This is a genomic window from Undibacterium sp. Di26W (genome assembly GCF_049340265.1).
GTDB lineage: Bacteria > Pseudomonadota > Gammaproteobacteria > Burkholderiales > Burkholderiaceae_D > Undibacterium.
This window is the reverse complement of sequence record NZ_JBMPOR010000015.1, coordinates 24714-42334: the sequence shown is the minus strand read 5'-3', so window position 1 is coordinate 42334 and position 17621 is coordinate 24714. Positions and strand designations below refer to the sequence as shown.

Genomic DNA, 17621 nt, shown 5'->3' with positions numbered 1-17621 from the left:
TCAGAGCGTGTCGATGGCACCAGTCGCGTTAAAATTCATGTCCATACAAAATTCGGGGCGTAAAAATCCAACCGGCAAAAGTTCTGTTGCCAGTTATTTAAGGCGTCGTGTCAGTTTTTAATTTGGCAGAAGGAGTCGATAGCCTATGGCTGTCTCCGTCAGCAAATAGCGCGGTTGCGCGGGATCGTCTTCCAGCTTATGCCGCAAGTGGCCCATGTAAATGCGCAGGTAATGTCCGTTCTCGGCATGGCTGGGGCCCCACACTTCACGCAGTAGTTGTGGGTTGGTGACGACCCGTCCGACATTGGTGACCAATACCATCAGTAGCCGGAATTCTGTCGGTGTCAGTTTCACCATCTGGCCCGCCTTGGTCACCAGGCGTGCTTTCATATCGACCTTGACATCACCAAACTGCAGCACACCGTCGAGGCTGATGCCGGGCTGACGTTGCCGCCGGAAAGTGGCGCGCACCCGCGCCAGCAGTTCACCGACACCGAAAGGCTTGCTCAGGTAATCATCGGCACCGGCATCCAGTGCCTTGATCTTGTCCTGTTCACTGACGCGGGCAGACAGCACAATAATTGGCACGCTGGACCATTTGCGCACGTCGCGGATAAAATTGAGACCATCGCCATCGGGCAAGCCCAGATCAAGCACGATCAGGTCAGGCTGACGGGTACCGGCATCCACCAGTCCACGTTGCAGGGTGGCAGATTCGAAGACCTGCCATTCTTCCTCTTCGAGGGCACTGCGGACAAAGCGACGGATTTGTGGTTCATCTTCCACCAGCAGGGCGGTGGGGGTGCTTACAAGTGTGCTTATATGTGTGCTTGGGCTGGGAGTCATGATGCTGCGATCAGTTTCTGTTCATCAGGGTCACGTTCAGGTTCAGGCATGGCCGGTGGGGTACCCAATGGCAAACTGAACACGATGCAGGCACCACCGTCGGGTGAATGACCGGCCCCCATGCTGCCGCCATGCGCGCTGACGATGGCACGACAAATCGCCAGGCCCAGGCCCACACCTGGCAAGGCAGACTCACGTTCGCCACGGGTAAATTTTTCAAATACGGCTTCTTCACGGCCAGGCGGCAAGCCAGGGCCATTGTCGGCCACTTTGACTTCGAGCCGCTCACCGTTGACCTGGGCAGCGATGGTGATCAGGGATGCAGGCGGGGTATATTTGGTCGCGTTTTCCAATAGATTGCACAAGACTCTTTCTATCAATACCGCATCAAAATTGATCAGGGGTAAATCGCGGGCCAGCCGGGTTTCCACCTTGTGCTGCTGCAACTGGAAGGCACAGATGCGCAAGGCACTGCCGACCACTTCTTCAAACGGTTGCCACTGCAAATTCAGCCTGACTTCACCGCTTTCTATTCTCGCCATATCCAGCAAATTGGTGACCAGGGCGCTCATGCGCAGGGTTTCATCGCGCAGGGCCTGGGCCATCTTCAATTGTGCATCCGCCAGGGCCGGTTTCGACATCGCCAGCGATTCAGATATACCCACCAGCGAAGTCAGTGGCGTACGCAAGTCATGCGACAGCGCTGCCAGCAGGGAATTGCGCAGGCGTTCCGATTCCATATGGATCAGGGCATTCTGTGCCACTTCGATATAGTGCACACGTTCCAGCGCAATCGCGGCCAGGGCGGCAAAGGTATCCAGTTGCTGCCTTTGTTCGGGGATCATGATCCAGCGCCGGCTTTCCGGCTGTATGGCCAGCAAGCCACGAGTGCGCATGGGGGCCACCAGCGGCAGGTAAAAGAAATTACCGGCGGGCAGGGTATCGGTCCCTATGCCTGCCGCTTCCACCTTGTCAAAGGCCCATTGTGCAATGCCTATGTCCAGACCCGGCACAGCCGTAGCCGGTGCCTGCAAGCGCCCGGCCTCGTCTGGCAACAACAAGGTCGCCTGGGCACGGAACGCTCTTTGTATGATGACTTGCGTAGTTTCGGAAATTTGCTCTGCCAGCAGCACACCGGACAGATCACGTGCAAATTCATACAGGGCACGGGCGCGGGATTCACGGTGTGAAGCCACCCGCGCCTGGTAGCGCAAATCGGCTGTCAGGTGACCGGTAATCAAGCCGACCACCAGCATCACGGCAAAGGTCATCAGGTATTGCAGATCACTGACGGCAAAAGAAAAACGCGGTGGTACAAAAAAGAAATCGAATACGGCAATACCGATGACCGTCGCCACCACCGAAGGGCCACGTCCAAAACGCACGGACACCAATACGACCGTCAGCAAGAACAGCATCGCAATATTGACCAGATTGAACATGTCAATCAGGGGGGTGGCGACGAGGCCGGTGAAGATACTGGCCAATGCCGCAAACACATAGCGCCAATGGCGCGGCGGCACCCGCGGGCTGGCATACTCAGTGGGTCGTGACGCTGTGCTGTCCCTGTTGCTGGCGGATTCGGCAACGGCATTGGTGGCCTGGCCCACCTCGATCAAATCGAGATCTGGTGCATAGGCGGCGATGCGCTGCAGCTGCGACGCCCGGTGCCATTGCAAATGCCAGGTGCGTTGCTGCTGGCGCCCCAGGACGATGCGCGAAAAATTATGGCTGTGGGCATAATCGACGATGGCCTGGGCGATATCCTTGCCGGTCAGCACCGCCGTACTGGCACCCAGGTCTTGCGCCAGTTTCAGGTTTTTCAGGATACGTTCGCGTTGTGCCGACGGCAGGCGCTGCAAGTGGGGAGTTTCCACATACACGGCATGCCATTCGGCATTCATCTGGCTGGCCAGGCGGGCAGCACTGCGTACCAGATGGCCGGATTCTGCCTGTGGCCCGACGCAGGCCAGCAGGGCGGCATCGGTCTTCCAGATGGCGCCTATGGATTTTTCTATGCGGTAGGCCTGTACGTCATCTTCTATGCGGTCTGCAGTACGACGCAGGGCCAGTTCACGCAAGGCAATCAGGTTACCCTTGCGGAAAAAATTTTGGGCAGCACGTTCGGCCTGCTGCATTTTGTACACCCGGCCTGACTTCAGCCTGGCCAGCAATTCATCGGCGGGTATATCCACCAGCACCACTTCATCGGCTTCGTCAAACACCTTGTCGGGCAAGGTCTCGGCCACGCGTATGCCGGTGATGCCGCCTACCACATCATTCAGGCTTTCCAGGTGCTGGACATTCACCGTGGTAAACACATCGATGCCGGCCGCCAGCAATTCATCCACATCCTGCCAGCGTTTCGGATGGCGTGAACCGGCAGCGTTGGAATGTGCCAGTTCATCCATCAGTATCAGGGCCGGGCGACGCTGCAGCGCTGTGTCGATATCAAATTCTGTGAGCGTCTTGTCACGATGGGCGATGGCGCGTGGTGGCAAGACTTCCAGTCCCTCCAGCAAGGCAGCGGTTTCGTCACGGCCATGGGTTTCAATCACGCCGATCAATACTGGCTGGCCTTCGGCGATCAGCTTGCGGGCAGCGGTCAGCATGGCATAGGTCTTACCCACACCAGCAGATGCGCCGAAATAAATCCTCAGGCGGCCCCGGGTGGCACGCCTTTCCTGCTCCTGCACGTGGGCAAGCAAGACATCGGGGTCAGGACGCTGATCGCTTTGATTGGCCATAAAGTAATGAATTGTTGAATAGAAACCGTAGATAATTCAGATTATCCTTTTTTATCCAGTGCCAGGTTCAATTCCAGCACATTTACCCTGGCTTCGCCCAGTACGCCAAAAACCGGCTGCTTGCCAAATTGCTCGATCAGGGTATTCACCTGTTTCAATTCCAGTTTGCGTTCACGCGCTATGCGTCCAGCCTGATAATACGCTGCTGCCAGGCTGATGTCAGGGTCCAGCCCACTGGCCGAGGCGGTCACCAGATCCACCGGGATTTTTGCGGTATTGCCAGGGTCAGCCGCTTTCAGTGCATCGATGCGGCCTTTGACGGCATCGGTTTGTGCCGGATTGGTGGGGCCAAAGTTCGACCCGCTGGATGCCAGTGCATTATTCGGCATGGGGCCGGTAGCCGATGGCCTGCCCCAGAAATAACCGGGCGAAGAAAAAGCCTGGCCTATCAGGGAAGAACCGACGGTCTTGCCGTCGCGCACGACCAGGCTGCCTTCTGCCTGGTCATTAAAGGCGAGCTTGCCTATGCCTGTCATCGCATACGGATAAATGACACCGACGATCAGGGTCAGGCCGGCAAACAGGGTCAGGGCCGGACGCAGGGTTGAACTGATGCTGCCAGAGCTGACGCTGTTAGAACTGATACTGCTAGTCATGATGATTTCCTTTTTCTGTGTAATGGAGAACGCTGATCAGGCCAAATGCAGCAAAGCCAGAATGACGTCAATCAGCTTGATGCCGATGAAGGGCAACACGATGCCACCCACGCCATAGATCAGCAGATTGCGACGCAATAACAGGGATGCACCGATGGCCCGGTATTTGACGCCTTTCAGGGCCAGCGGGATCAGGAACACGATGATCAGGGCATTGAAGATCACCGCCGACATGATGGCTGACGACGGGCTGGTCAGGTGCATGATGTCCAGCGCCTTCAACTGTGGATACGTGGCGACAAAGGCGGCCGGGATAATCGCAAAGTATTTGGCGATGTCATTGGCAATCGAGAAGGTGGTCAGGGAACCACGTGTCATCAACATCTGTTTGCCGATCTCCACAATTTCCAGCAACTTGGTGGGATTCGAATCCAGGTCCACCATATTGCCTGCCTCTTTTGCCGCCTGGGTGCCGGAACTCATGGCGACCGCGACGTCAGCCTGGGCCAGGGCCGGTGCATCATTGGTGCCGTCACCGGTCATGGCAACCAGCCGGCCTTCTGACTGGTAACTGCGTATCAGTTTAAGCTTGTCTTCTGGTGTGGCTTCTGCCAGAAAATCATCGACGCCGGCTTCCGCAGCAATCGCAGCAGCGGTCAGCTTGTTGTCTCCGGTAATCATGATGGTTTTGATACCCATGCGACGCAGTTCGGCAAATCTTTCCTTGATGCCGCCCTTGACGATGTCTTTCAGTTCTATCGTGCCCATGACTTTGCCATCGTCCACCACCACCAGCGGTGTACTGCCGCGACGGGAAATATCTTCCACCACCCGCGATACCTCGGCAGGAAACGGACGGCCCTTGGATTCCACATATTTTTTGACCGAATCGGCAGCACCCTTGCGTATTTCGCGCTCGGCAATATCAACACCACTCATGCGGGTCTGGGCGGTGAATTGCACGAATGTGGCATGCAGTGATGCCATTTCACGCTCGCGCAGGTTACAGCGCTGCTTGGCAAAAATGACGATGCTGCGGCCTTCTGGTGTTTCATCGGCCAGCGATGCCAGTTGGGCAGAATCGGCCAGTTGTGGCAGGGTGACACCGGGTGCCGGGAAAAAATCCGAAGCCTGGCGGTTACCCAGAGTAATGGTGCCGGTTTTATCGAGCATCAGTACATCGACATCGCCTGCGGCTTCGACGGCACGGCCAGAAGTAGCGATCACGTTCGCCTGCATCATACGGCTCATGCCGGCGACACCAATGGCTGACAGCAAGCCACCAATAGTGGTAGGTATCAGGCAAACCAGCAGGGCAATCAGCACCGTGATGGAAATCGGGGTAGAGGCAATACCGGCTGCCTTGGCGGCATCCACGCTGAACAGCGAGAATGGCAGCAAGGTCACGGTGACTGCCAGGAAGATGATGGTCAGGGCCACCAGCAAGATGGTCAGCGCAACTTCATTCGGTGTCTTTTGACGTTTGGCACCTTCCACCATGGCGATCATGCGGTCGATGAAGGCTTCACCCGGATTCGATGTGACTTTCACCACCAGCCAGTCAGACAACACGCGGGTACCACCAGTCACGGCAGAAAAATCACCGCCGGATTCACGTATCACCGGTGCTGATTCGCCGGTAATCGCGCTTTCATCCACGGTGGCCACGCCTTCGATGACTTCACCATCGATAGGGATGATATCGTTCGCTTCGACCAGCACCACATCGCCTTTGCGCAAGTCATTGGCAGGCGCTGGCAACCAGCTCGTGCCATGTTTCGGGACCGACAGTTTTTTGGCCATCACGGTTTGCTTCAATGCGCGCAGTGACGCTGCCTGGGCCTTGCTGCGGCCTTCTGCCAGGGCTTCGGCAAAATTTGCAAACAGCACGGTGAACCACAACCAGACCGAGATAGCGAGGATGAAACCAGGACTGGCTTCCCCTTGCCCCATCAGCGCTTGCACGAACAAGGCGCTGGTGATGATGCTGCCGACATACACCACAAACATCACCGGGCTGCGCAATTGCGTGCGCGGACTCAGCTTCTTGAATGAATCGATGACGGCTGGCAGTATGAGACTGGAATCAAATAAGGACAGGCGTGGCTTGCTGCCAGCAAGACTGTCCATCGTTTTTTGTACACTGGTACTAGACATGAAAATCCCCTTAAACTACGTGTGAGCCTGAAGAGCGCGGTGAAAAACATGGCATTCACCGCGACTCTGATTCAGGCATCCGCTTTATTTCGACATGAGCTGCAAATGTTCGACTACCGGTCCCAATGCCAGCGCAGGTACATAGTTGAGTACGCTGATGAGGACGACGGTACCAACCAGCAAGGCGATGAACATAGGCCCATGCGTGGGCATGGTGCCGGCATTCGCCTCCAGGCGTTTCTTGCCCGCCAGTGAACCGGCAATGGCGAGGATGGGAACGATCATGGCAAAACGGCCAAACCACATCGCTATCGCCAGCAAGATGTTATAAAACGGTGTGTTGGCGCTGATACCGGCAAAGGCACTGCCATTATTGTTGGCAGCCGAGGTGAAGGCATACAGCACTTCAGAAAAGCCATGCGCACCCGGATTCAGGATACCGGCCTTGCCGGCTTCCGCCATCACTGCAATCGCGGTGCCTGCCAATACCAGTACCGGTGTCACCAGGATGGCGATGGAAGTCATCTTCATTTCATACGCCTGGATTTTCTTGCCCAGGTATTCGGGTGTACGACCTATCATCAGACCGGCAATAAATACTGCCAGTATGGCGAAGATCAGCATGCCATACAGGCCACTGCCGACACCACCAAACACCACTTCACCGAATTGCATGAGGACGATAGGAACCAGGCCACCGACCGGCATCAGGGAATCATGCATGGCATTCACCGCACCGCAAGAAGCTGCGGTGGTAATCGCCACGAACAGACTGGAAGCGCTGATACCGAAGCGAGTTTCCTTGCCTTCCATATTGCCGCCGGCCTGCAAGGCAGAGCTGGCCTGGTCGACATTCAGGGATGCCAGTACGGGATGGGCCTGCTGTTCCGACACCATGACCGTCACCGTCATCACGACAAACAGGATAGTCATGGCCGCCAGCACGGCCCATCCCTGGCGCATATCCCCCACCATGCGACCAAAGGCAAAGCAAAGCGCTGCCGGGATCAGGAAGATGGTTATCATCTGCATGAAATTGCTCAGGTAGTTTGGATTTTCATAGGGATGTGCAGAGTTGGCATTAAAGAAACCGCCACCATTCGTACCCAGCATCTTGATCGCTTCTTGCGAAGCAACCGGGCCCATGGGCAGGGTTTGTACCGATGTCGTCAGGGTTTCCATGACTGCTGCACCTTTGTCATCTTTCAGCGGCTGCCCATCGGTGCCTAGCTTGGGCTGGCTGTAGGTGACAGGGTCCAGCAACTGCACGTCTTTATAGCCGGAAAAATTCTGGATCACGCCCTGTGCCATCAGGAAGACAGCAAAAATGACCGACAGAGGCAGCAGCAGATACAGAGTGGAACGCGTGATATCGGTCCAGAAATTGCCTATGGAGCTGGCAGAGTGGCGGCTAAAACCGCGTATCAGCGCAAATACGACGGCGATACCGGTGGCCGCAGAAAAGAAATTCTGCCCGGCCAGTACCAGCATCTGGGTCAGGTAACTCATGGTGGATTCGCCCACATAGCCCTGCCAGTTGGTATTGCTGACAAAACTGACGGCATTATTGAACGACGAATCAACACTGACATTGGCAAAGCCCTGGGGATTCAATGGCAACCAGAGTTGCAGGCGCTGCACCACGTACACGGCCAGCGCACCCAGGGTATTGAAGACGATCAGCGCAATCACGTACTGCTTCCAGCCCATGCCGATATCATTTTTAGCATCAGCTTTAATGCCGGCCAGACGATACAGACCCTTTTCCAGCCAGGTCAGCCAGCCCATGCCGGGAACAGCGGCCTTGTCATCGGCGATTTTGGCGATCAGCAAACCCAGGGGGTAAGACAGCACCAGCAACACGCCGAGAAACAGCAGCAATAACACTATGGCTTGCGTAGTCATCATAGCTCCTCTGCATTCAACAAGGCGATTACCAGGTACACAAACAAGGCGGCAGCCACCACCGTGCCGATGACGTAAAACGTGTTCATGCTTTTGCTCCCAATTTGTCGCAGGCCTGTATCAAGGCCCAAACCAGCAGGAAAAAAACACCCAACCCGCCGACATACAAAATTTCCATCAAATAATCCATGTGCTTCCCCATTGATTTTTTACACAGTGAAGAATAGCGAGCAGGCAGTAAAAAATTTATAAAGACTTGGCGAGGCGGCGTAAAGAAAGCGTAAAAATTGGCGGAAAACCGGTGATAGCAGAGAATTTTATGTTTGCGACAATATTTTCCTGACATCGTGCCGGCCCATAGCTGGCGAGTAGCTGATTTGTAGCAATAGTTCACTTATGCGTTCTATGCTTTGCCGCATAATGAAAGCTCATCAAGGTATTTATACAAATGTTATGGCTAAGCCCTCGCCAGTTGGTCTTTCCACAGAATTTCGAGAAGAAATACGGATAGGCCATTTTCTGCTGCTGATGCTGGTGTATTTTTGCGCTGGCCGCATCGGTCTGGCGATTCCCTATGCCAATCCGAACGTCAGCCTGATCTGGCTGCCAACCGGCATCGCCATCACCGGTTTCCTGCGGTATGGAAAAACTGCCCTGCCCGTCATTTACCTGGCGGCCTTGCTGCTGGAACTGTCTGCCGGATTTGGACAACTCGTGTCTGTCAGTATTGCCGGTGGCAGCACGCTGGGCCCATGGTTGAGCACGTGGCTATTGCGCAAGCAATCATTTCGCCCCGACTTTTCACGACGTCGTGATGTCATAGGATTTGGCCTGGCAGTCATGGCTGGCATGTGTATTTCTGCCACCGGTGGTGTACTGAGTCTGTGGTCACACGGCCTCACCAATAACCTGGAAACGGTCTGGCTCACCTGGTGGGCCGGGGATACGGTCGGGGCCTTGCTGGCCGCGCCCTTGCTGCTGTCTTTTTCCTGGCGCTCAGTGTCGGAACTGATGCAGAGGAACAAGGAAATCCTCGGTTTCCTGATACTGTTTGTAGTAGCAAACTGGTTGATCTTCATCTCACCCTATAGCCACATGCACCTGACCTTTATTACGGTCGGCATCATGATATGGGCCGCCATGCGTTTTGGTATTTCTGGCTCTTCGTTGGCCGTGCTGACCACTTCGCTGTTCGCGGCATGGGCCACCTCCCATGGAATGGGGCCGTTTTATGACGGCGGCCAGGCCAACCTGCTGATCCTGTGGGCGTATATGACGACCATGGTATTGATCACCCTGATCATTACCGCCTTGCAGACCGAAAGCATAGACGCTGCCCGGCGCATGCAGGAAGCCTATCAGCGCATCAACAAGGTCGCATCGCGGCTGCCTGGCCTGATACTGCAATACCGTATACGCCTGGATCACAGCGCGTCTATTCCCTTTGCCAGCGACGCCATCGTGCAGATGTTTGAAGTCACGCATGAAGAAGTCAGGGAAGATGCCCTGCATCTGCTGGCCCGCATAGATAGCCGCGACCTGGAAAACAATACCAAAGTCATCCGCAATGCCATGCGCAACCTGTCGCCCTGGCAAAGTGAATTCCGCATGCGGCGCAAGGATGGCAACGTGCGCTGGCTGTATCTGGATGGCTTGCCAGAACCCGAGGCCGACGGTTCCATGCTGTGGCATTGTTTTGTCACCGACATTACCGAACGCAAGCAGGCTGAACAGGACATGCGTATCGCTGCCTGCACCTTTGAATCGCAGGAAGGGATCTTTGTGACCGATCCTGAGTGGGTCGTCCTGCGTGTCAACCAGGCCTTTACCCGCATCACCGGCTATGACCCGGTAGACCTGATAGGACAGCATCCGCCCTTGCACAAGACCAAGCAACAGGACGATGATTTTTTTGCGCAGATCAATCTCTCGCTGGAGCAACATCGCTACTGGCATGGCGAATTGTGGAGCCGGCGCAAGGGTGGTGAAATTTACCCGCAAATGATCACCCTGACCGCGATTACCGACAAGAGTGGTGAGGTCAGCAATTACATAGGGTCGTTTACCGATATCAGCCGCCACAAGGGTTATGAAGCCGAGATCCGCAACCTGGCCTTTTATGATTCACTGACACAGTTACCAAACCGGCGTCTGCTGATGGACCGTCTGCAACACCTGATTTCGATCAGTAACCGCAATGACACCCACAGCGCGATTCTGTTTATCGACCTGGACAATTTCAAGACCCTCAACGATACGCGCGGCCATGATGCCGGTGACTTGCTGCTGATAGAAACCGCCAGCCGCCTGCAGACCTGTGTCCGTGACAGTGATACCGTGGCGCGACTGGGTGGGGATGAATTTGTGGTGGTGCTGGAAGAACTCAACAGCCAGCGTGATGATGCCTTGCGCCAGGCAGACCGTATCGCCGAAAAAATCCGCCTGTTATTGAGCCAGCCCTACCAGATGGCCGATTTTGAACACCATGGTTCGAGCAGTATAGGTGTCTGCCTGTTCCAGGGTGGCGATGTCACGGTCAAGGATTTGTTCAAACGCGCCGATACCGCCATGTATGAAGCAAAAACCGCCGGTCGCAATGCGGTGCGCTTCTTTGATCCGGCCATGCAGGCGATCTTGGTGGTACGCATGATGCTGGAATCAAATCTGCGGATTGCGCTGGCAAACCACCAGTTCATGCTGTATTACCAGGTGCAGGTAAATTCGGATGGCAAGCTGATCGGTGCCGAAGCCCTGCTGCGCTGGCAACATCCGGACCGCGGATTTATTTCACCGGCTGAATTTATTCCGCTGGCGGAAGAAACCGGCCTGATCATTCCTATTGGCCTGTGGGTGCTGGAAACAGCCTGCGCCCAGATCAAGCAATGGGAAAGCAATCCTGATACCCAAAATCTGTCACTGGCGGTGAACGTCAGCGCCAAGCAGTTCCAGCAATGCGATTTTGTCGAAACCCTGAGTGAAATCGTGGGCCGCCATCAGATTGACGCTACCCGCCTGAAGATAGAACTGACGGAAAGTACCATCCTCGACAATGTCGATGCCACGACAGAAAAAATGCATCAGTTGAAAAAGCTGGGCATCGCTTTTTCCATGGATGATTTTGGCACCGGTTATTCTTCACTCGCCTATCTGCAACGCCTGCCTTTGAACCAGTTGAAGATAGACCAGTCGTTTGTGCGTGATCTCAACCATGATGAAAACGACGCGACCATCGTGCGTGCCATCATCTCGCTGGGTGTCAACCTGGGCCTGAACGTGATAGCGGAAGGCGTGGAAACCAGCGCCCAGCGAGCCTTCCTGATCGAACATAACTGCTTTGCCTTCCAGGGCTATTTCTTTTCCCGGCCCTTGCCACTGGAAGGTTTTCTGGCGCTGCTCAAGAGTGACCAGACAGCCCGCGCTGCGGACGATAATCAGACGATACCGAGCTGACGCAAATCCAGCTTCCCGTTCAGCATGGGCGGGCACCAGAAATAGCTGCCTGTCTGTGGCTGGGTGAACTGGAACAGGGCATCAACGATGCCATCTTCAGCCCCACTCATGCGCCGCAATTGCACTTCAAAAGGAGTGAAGGAATTAGCAAAAGCGACAAAAAACAAACCAGCCTTGTCTTGTGCCGACCATGGCATGGAGCGTCTGAGCATGAAAGCCTCGGGCGTGAAATTTTCTTGCGCCGTGCGTTTGACGTGGGCCGATTCTGGCGCGTCTTCCAATTCTTCATTATCACTTTTGCGACGACCGATGGCATTATCCTGCTCATCACCCGGCATGGCATCAAACCGTTCAAACCTGTGCAGCCATTGCTGGACGGCGACAAAGCTGGAACCGTCCAGGCCTGCCGTCGTACCATCCACGAATGCCGCGGCCAGGGCGGCATCCTGTTCCGGATTTTCAGTGCCGTCTTCATAACCGCTGAGATCACGACCTTCCTGGTATTTGAAGGTATCGACCTGCTGCTGCAATTCAAACGCCGGTGCCAGCACCGGCAGCAGTTGACGCAATTGATGTACCAGTGCCCCACGCTCACCCTGGCGTAGCCAGCAGAACAAAGCAGCCGGGGTAGCTGGCAAGCGTATGCGGCTACCTTCCACTCCCTGAAATTCCTTCAGGCCTTCGATATTTTTTCCCAGCGCCCGCAACAGGCTGGTACCCAAGCCTGTAACCAGGGTATCTCCGTCTGTCAGTGCAGCCAGGTCGCGCACTACCTGCTGTACGGTCGCGACTTCGGCAGCGGCCTTAAGGTTCAAGCTAAGGTAAATGGCATGCGCAGGTATGGGCTGCAAAATGCCTTTCTGGTACAACGACATGAATAACTCCTCAATGCTGAAATGGGTGAAATTGAAACACATGATTGTTGCCAAGGATACCGCAGCTTGTCATTTTTGGGATTGCTCGCTACAATCAACCCAGAGGCAATCGCCTCGACGTCGCTCGGACGGTTCCGGGCGCCCGTTCTGATAGTCAGTTTTGACTGTTTGAACTACGTACAATTTGATCATGACAAATACATCTACTCCGCCGGGCCGGGGTTCGGTTGTTGAGGGCACGTCTGCGCCTGCAACAAAGTTCTCCTTCGCTCGTATCAATCGCCTGCCCCCTTACGTATTCAATATCACTGCCGAGCTGAAGATGGCAGCGCGCCGTCGTGGCGAAGACATCATTGATATGTCCATGGGTAACCCTGACGGTGCCACCCCGGCACACATCGTTGAAAAACTGGTTGAAGTGGCCCAGCGCCCCGACACCCACGGTTATTCTGCTTCCAAGGGCATACCACGCCTGCGTCGTGCGATTGCACACTGGTACAAGGACCGCTATGACGTCGACCTGAATCCGGATTCGGAAGCCATCGTCACCATAGGTTCCAAAGAAGGCCTGGCGCATCTGATGCTGGCCACGCTGGACAAGGGTGATACGGTACTGGTGCCTAACCCCAGCTATCCCATCCATATCTATGGTGCCGTGATTGCCGGCGCCGATATCCGCTCGATACGCATGAGCCCCGGCGTGGATTTTTTTGCCGAACTGGAAAGAGCGATACGCGAAACCTATCCCAAGCCCAAGATGATGATCTTCGGTTTTCCATCGAACCCGACGGCGCAATGCGTGGAGCTGGAATTTTTCGAACGCGTGGTCAAGCTGGCGAAAGAACACAATATCCTGGTGGTGCATGACCTGGCCTATGCCGACATCACTTATGACGGCTGGAAAGCACCCTCCATCATGCAGGTGCCAGGTGCGCGCGATGTGGCAGTGGAATTTTTTACGCTATCGAAAAGCTATAACATGGCCGGCTGGCGCATAGGCTTCATGGTCGGTAATAAAGAATTGGTGGCAGCACTGGCGCGTATCAAGAGTTACCACGACTATGGCAGTTTCACCCCGGTGCAAGTGGCCGCGATTGCCGCACTGGAAGGCGACCAGACTTGCGTCAATGAAATACGCGACCAGTATCAGCGCCGTCGTGATGTACTCGTCAAGGGCTTGCATGAACTGGGCTGGATGGTGGAAAAACCAAAAGCGTCGATGTATATCTGGGCACACATCCCCGAGCATTACCGTCACCTGGGCTCACTGGAATTTGCCAAACAGATGCTGGAAAAAGCCAAACTCTGCGTGTCACCCGGCATAGGCTTTGGTGAATACGGCGATGAATATGTGCGCTTCGCTTTAATCGAAAATGAATCGCGCATACGCCAGGCATTGCGTGGCTTGAAGACCATGTTCAAACAGGACGGCGTGCACGGCTGATAAAGCCTGGTTTCAAAACAGAAGTGGGGTGATGCCAGCATCACCCCATTTTGTTTTTATCGCTACCGAAATTCTGGACTTCAAGCCTCCAGGTTTTCATGATGCGCAATCAAGCCGCGCTTCCAGTATGCCGCTACCCGCATGGCGCTGCCAGCATGACCTTTTTCTTGCGCCAGTATGCGACGTGTTGCGGCCATGGTGGCGGCTTCGCCGGCGCACCAGGCATAACCGTCACCCGCAGGTAAAGGCAGGGCGCGTAGCGTAGCCAGAAATTCTTCCGCAGTTTCTACCCAGAGAATGCTGATATCGGCTGCACTGCTTAATGCACGGCGTTCTGCCGGTGGTACTTGCAGGATGAGGATGGCGCGCACGCCGGCTGGCAATTCCTCCAGGCGTCGGGATATCGCTGGCAAGGCGGTTTCATCCCCGGCCAGCAGATGCCATTCATAGTCAACCGGAATCACCAGCGAACCACGCGGCCCAGCGACCGTGACAGCCTGGCCGATAGCAGCCTGACTGGCCCAGGCCGCAGCGGGGCCGTCGCCATGGATGGAAAATTCCAGTACCAGTTCACCTTTGACGGCATCGTAATGTCTGGGGGTGTAATCACGCATGACGACATTGTCGCTGTCGGCGGCGAGTATCAGTTTAAGATGATCGTCAAAGGATGCGCTGATAAAGCCCGGCAGGTCAGCACCCGTCAGGGTAATACGGCGGAACTGCGGGGTCGGGCTTTCAACACGGATAACTTGCAAGTTACGGCGTTTGATTTCATGGCGTAGGCGTTGTACGCGGCTGGTTTCAGAGGCTATACTCATTTATTCACTCATCAAATTAGTTGACAATATCCACTATAATGCGCAAAACAAATGACAATGTCAACCATTCCCGGCAAAATAATGAAGATGGCGTGCTGGATCTCATTCATACCGTCATGCATCAATACCGGTCGCTGCAATACCAGGCATTGCGCGACGGCCCGCATGACATCACGCATATGGAAGGCAAGGTACTGAGTTTTTTTGGACGGCAGCCCCAGGCTACCCAAAGCGACCTGGCCAAGCATAGCGGACGCGACAAGGCGCAACTGGCGCGCCTGATCAAGGGCCTGCGTGACCGTGGGCTGCTGGATGCCGAAGCCGATGCCGCGGATCGCCGCAATGTCCACCTGGCGCTGACCGCCGACGGCAAGGCGGTATTGAGTGGCTTGCACTTGCAGGCAAAGCGCCTCAACAGCAAGGCCGTCAGCGGCTTCAATGAGCACGAACAGCAACAGTTGCAGCAATTATTGCTGCGTGTCAAAAGCAATCTGGATGCGGCGGAATAAGCGCCTGCCAGCATAAAAATTTATGTAAACGAAGCCAATATCATGAGTCAATACTGGAGTGAAGTTGTACACGAGCTGACGCCGTATGTACCCGGTGAGCAGCCCAAAATAGACCGGCTGATCAAGCTGAATGCCAATGAAAACCCATACCCGCCTTCACCTGAAGTTATAGCTGCGATACAGGCAGCGAACACCGGAGACTTGCGCCTGTATCCCGACGTAGGATCAGATACACTGCGGGACACCATCGCTGCCTATCACGGCTTACAGGCAGACCAGGTATTTGTCGGTAACAGTTCGGATGAAGTCCTGGCGCATACTTTTCAGGCGTTGCTGAAACATAAGTTGCCGCTCTTGTTTCCGGACATCAGTTATAGCTTTTACCCGGTGTATTGCGGCCTGTACGAAATCAACTATCACCGTGTTCCGCTAGGTGCAGATTTTCGGCTGAACGTGGAAGACTATCTGCAAGCCAATGGCGGGATTATTTTTCCAAACCCGAATGCACCAACCGGCTGTCTGCTGGGCCTGGATAAAATCGAATTCCTGCTGCAACACAATCGCGATTCTGTGGTGGTGGTGGATGAAGCCTATGTGGATTTTGGCGGCAAGACGGCGATCAGCCTGATCAGTCGCTACCCCAATCTGCTGGTGATACATACGCTATCCAAATCACGTTCACTGGCCGGACTGCGAGTGGGCTTTGCGGCTGGCCATCCTGATCTGATTGGGGGGCTGAACCGTGTCAAGAACAGTTTCAACTGTTATCCGCTGGACAAGCTGGCTGTCGCCGGTGCTATAGCCTCATTCGCAGATGAAGTGTATTTTCAACAAAGCTGTAATGCTGTCATCGCCAGCCGCGAGCGGCTTAGCAGCAGCCTCACAGAACTGGGTTTTGAAGTCTTGCCTTCGGCAGCAAATTTTATTTTTGCGCGACATCCGCAACGCGATGCACAGCAACTGGCACTGGCTTTGCGCGCATCTGGCATCGTTGTGCGACATTTTAAGCAAGAACGTATCAGCGATTTTTTACGCATTTCCATCGGTACCGATGTCGAATGCGAGGCGCTGGTGTCAGCACTGAAGATACTGTTGCAAGCTTAGCTATTCGGGCCAGATCGACAACACCAGCTCTTCGATATTGTCAGGGTCGCCAATTTTCTTTTTGGCGTCCGCCCAGCTGGGTGGTGAAGGCACGGTTTTTTTGGTGTGCACGGTGGTATCTATCGCCATCTTGATGCCAAATACCAGGATGCCGCTGCTTACCTCTACCGGCGGTAATTTCTGTACCAATTCATAGATCTGGTTGTCATAATATTCATGCACGGCTGGCGTCATGTCCAGCCAGGATGTGACTGCGCCGTCAGAGCGTATGGCGACCACCAGATAGCCAGCGCTTTCCGGCATTTTGACTTTTTTCAGCGCCTTGTAGATCTGTGTCTGCAAGGCCCGGGTATAGCGGCCAAAGCTGTCCACATTGATACCCTTTTGTTCCAGCTGTTTTTGTGACTGGAAAAAATAGATGGAGTCAAAACGGGTTTCTGCTGCTTGCGTCAGCGCGGAAAAACAGAATAGCAGGGTGGCCAGCAGCAGTTTCATACTTACCTCAGTTCGTGACGAAGACACCGGCACTGCGATTTTTTTGTACATTGTCCCACGCGAACACCTTGCCGTTCATGGCTACATGCACGCCGGCTGGCAACAATTGCGCCGCGCTGCAGGCAAACCCAAGGTTGAAGAATGCATCAGAATTGGCAATTTCGTAAGGAATCATGGCCCCGGTGAAAACGATGGTCTTGCCCAGCTTGGCTGCACCCAGCACTTCGGCGGTTTCACGCATGGTGTCGGTACCGTGGATGATGACGATGGCATCTTCGGCGGCATTCTGGCAAGCCTGCAAGACTGTCTGGCGATGGGTATCATCCATATCCAGCGAATCCACCAGCATGCAGACTTCCAGCGCCACCGGGATAGTCAGACGGGCGCGTTGCAGCACCTCGGGCAGGTGGCTATCGGCGAAGCTGAGCTTGCCTGCCAGTTCGTCATAATGTTTATCGAAAGTGCCGCCTGTGGCGATAATGCGCAGGGTCATGATATTGTCTCTGAATAGTCGTGGTTGATTTGTTGTACATTGTAACGCGGCAGACACCTGCATGAAAACTCCGTGCTCAGTTGCTACCTCAGTTGCCAACTAACTGCTACACTAAGAACCAG

The 17621-nt window shown here is 54.9% G+C and carries 15 protein-coding genes; 4 read left to right on the top strand and 11 right to left on the bottom strand.

Going from position 1 to position 17621, the window contains the following annotated elements; translation table 11 throughout:
- Positions 1-117: 117 nt before the first annotated feature.
- The 7 genes from kdpE to ACO0LM_RS17385 form a co-directional block, all read right to left on the bottom strand.
- Positions 118-846 carry a two-component system response regulator KdpE gene (gene kdpE, locus ACO0LM_RS17415; RefSeq protein ID WP_423038508.1) on the bottom strand — a complete coding sequence of 243 codons (729 nt, stop codon included), beginning with the start codon at positions 844-846 and terminating at the stop codon, positions 118-120.
- A complete protein-coding gene (gene kdpD, locus ACO0LM_RS17410; RefSeq protein WP_423038507.1) occupies positions 843-3593 on the bottom strand; it encodes a two-component system sensor histidine kinase KdpD in 2751 nt (916 codons plus the stop codon). Before kdpD ends, kdpE begins: the two co-directional genes overlap by 4 nt.
- Before the next feature lie 41 nt (positions 3594-3634).
- Positions 3635-4207, bottom strand: a complete 573-nt coding sequence (gene kdpC / locus ACO0LM_RS17405; protein WP_423038594.1) for a potassium-transporting ATPase subunit KdpC — start codon at positions 4205-4207, stop codon at positions 3635-3637.
- 78 nt (positions 4208-4285) lie between these two features.
- Positions 4286-6406, bottom strand: a complete 2121-nt coding sequence (gene kdpB, locus ACO0LM_RS17400) for a potassium-transporting ATPase subunit KdpB (RefSeq protein WP_423038506.1) — start codon at positions 6404-6406, stop codon at positions 4286-4288.
- 84 nt (positions 6407-6490) lie between these two features.
- Complete coding sequence (gene kdpA / locus ACO0LM_RS17395) at positions 6491-8311, bottom strand: potassium-transporting ATPase subunit KdpA (protein WP_423038593.1); 1821 nt, start codon at positions 8309-8311, stop codon at positions 6491-6493.
- Complete coding sequence (gene kdpF / locus ACO0LM_RS17390) at positions 8311-8400, bottom strand: K(+)-transporting ATPase subunit F (protein WP_422988992.1); 90 nt, start codon at positions 8398-8400, stop codon at positions 8311-8313. The genes kdpA and kdpF overlap by 1 nt, the downstream gene beginning before the upstream one ends.
- Positions 8397-8705, bottom strand: a complete 309-nt coding sequence (locus ACO0LM_RS17385; RefSeq protein ID WP_423038505.1) for a hypothetical protein — start codon at positions 8703-8705, stop codon at positions 8397-8399. Before ACO0LM_RS17385 ends, kdpF begins: the two co-directional genes overlap by 4 nt.
- A gap of 59 nt (positions 8706-8764) precedes the next feature.
- On the opposite strand from ACO0LM_RS17385, the gene ACO0LM_RS17380 reads away from it, so the two are divergent.
- Complete coding sequence (locus ACO0LM_RS17380; protein WP_423038504.1) at positions 8765-11761, top strand: EAL domain-containing protein; 2997 nt, start codon at positions 8765-8767, stop codon at positions 11759-11761.
- Here the strand turns inward: ACO0LM_RS17380 and ACO0LM_RS17375 are convergent.
- The gene (locus tag ACO0LM_RS17375) at positions 11743-12636 is read right to left on the bottom strand and encodes a Dyp-type peroxidase (RefSeq protein WP_423038503.1); all 894 of its coding nucleotides are present in this window, start codon (positions 12634-12636) and stop codon (positions 11743-11745) included. The two genes, ACO0LM_RS17380 and ACO0LM_RS17375, sit on opposite strands and share 19 nt — an antisense overlap.
- Positions 12637-12826: 190 nt before the next feature.
- Here ACO0LM_RS17375 and alaC point away from each other — a divergent pair, with 190 nt between their 5' ends.
- Positions 12827-14080 (top strand): alanine transaminase, encoded by a 1254-nt coding sequence (gene alaC / locus ACO0LM_RS17370; protein ID WP_423038502.1) that lies wholly within the window; start codon positions 12827-12829, stop codon positions 14078-14080.
- A gap of 80 nt (positions 14081-14160) precedes the next feature.
- Here alaC and ACO0LM_RS17365 read toward each other — a convergent pair whose 3' ends face one another.
- Positions 14161-14898, bottom strand: a complete 738-nt coding sequence (locus ACO0LM_RS17365) for a siderophore-interacting protein (RefSeq protein ID WP_423038501.1) — start codon at positions 14896-14898, stop codon at positions 14161-14163.
- 38 nt (positions 14899-14936) lie between these two features.
- On the opposite strand from ACO0LM_RS17365, the gene ACO0LM_RS17360 reads away from it, so the two are divergent.
- Complete coding sequence (locus tag ACO0LM_RS17360; RefSeq protein ID WP_423038500.1) at positions 14937-15407, top strand: MarR family winged helix-turn-helix transcriptional regulator; 471 nt, start codon at positions 14937-14939, stop codon at positions 15405-15407.
- Positions 15408-15449: 42 nt separating this feature from the next.
- Entirely contained in the window at positions 15450-16511 is a 1062-nt protein-coding gene (gene hisC / locus ACO0LM_RS17355) for a histidinol-phosphate transaminase (protein ID WP_423038499.1), read from the top strand.
- Here the strand turns inward: hisC and ACO0LM_RS17350 are convergent, their stop codons facing one another.
- Both ACO0LM_RS17350 and ACO0LM_RS17345 read right to left on the bottom strand, forming a co-directional pair.
- Entirely contained in the window at positions 16512-17006 is a 495-nt protein-coding gene (locus tag ACO0LM_RS17350) for a hypothetical protein (protein ID WP_423038498.1), read from the bottom strand. It abuts the gene before it with no gap.
- Positions 17007-17013: 7 nt separating this feature from the next.
- Positions 17014-17499 (bottom strand): asparaginase domain-containing protein, encoded by a 486-nt coding sequence (locus ACO0LM_RS17345; protein ID WP_423038497.1) that lies wholly within the window; start codon positions 17497-17499, stop codon positions 17014-17016.
- Positions 17500-17621 lie beyond the last annotated feature (122 nt).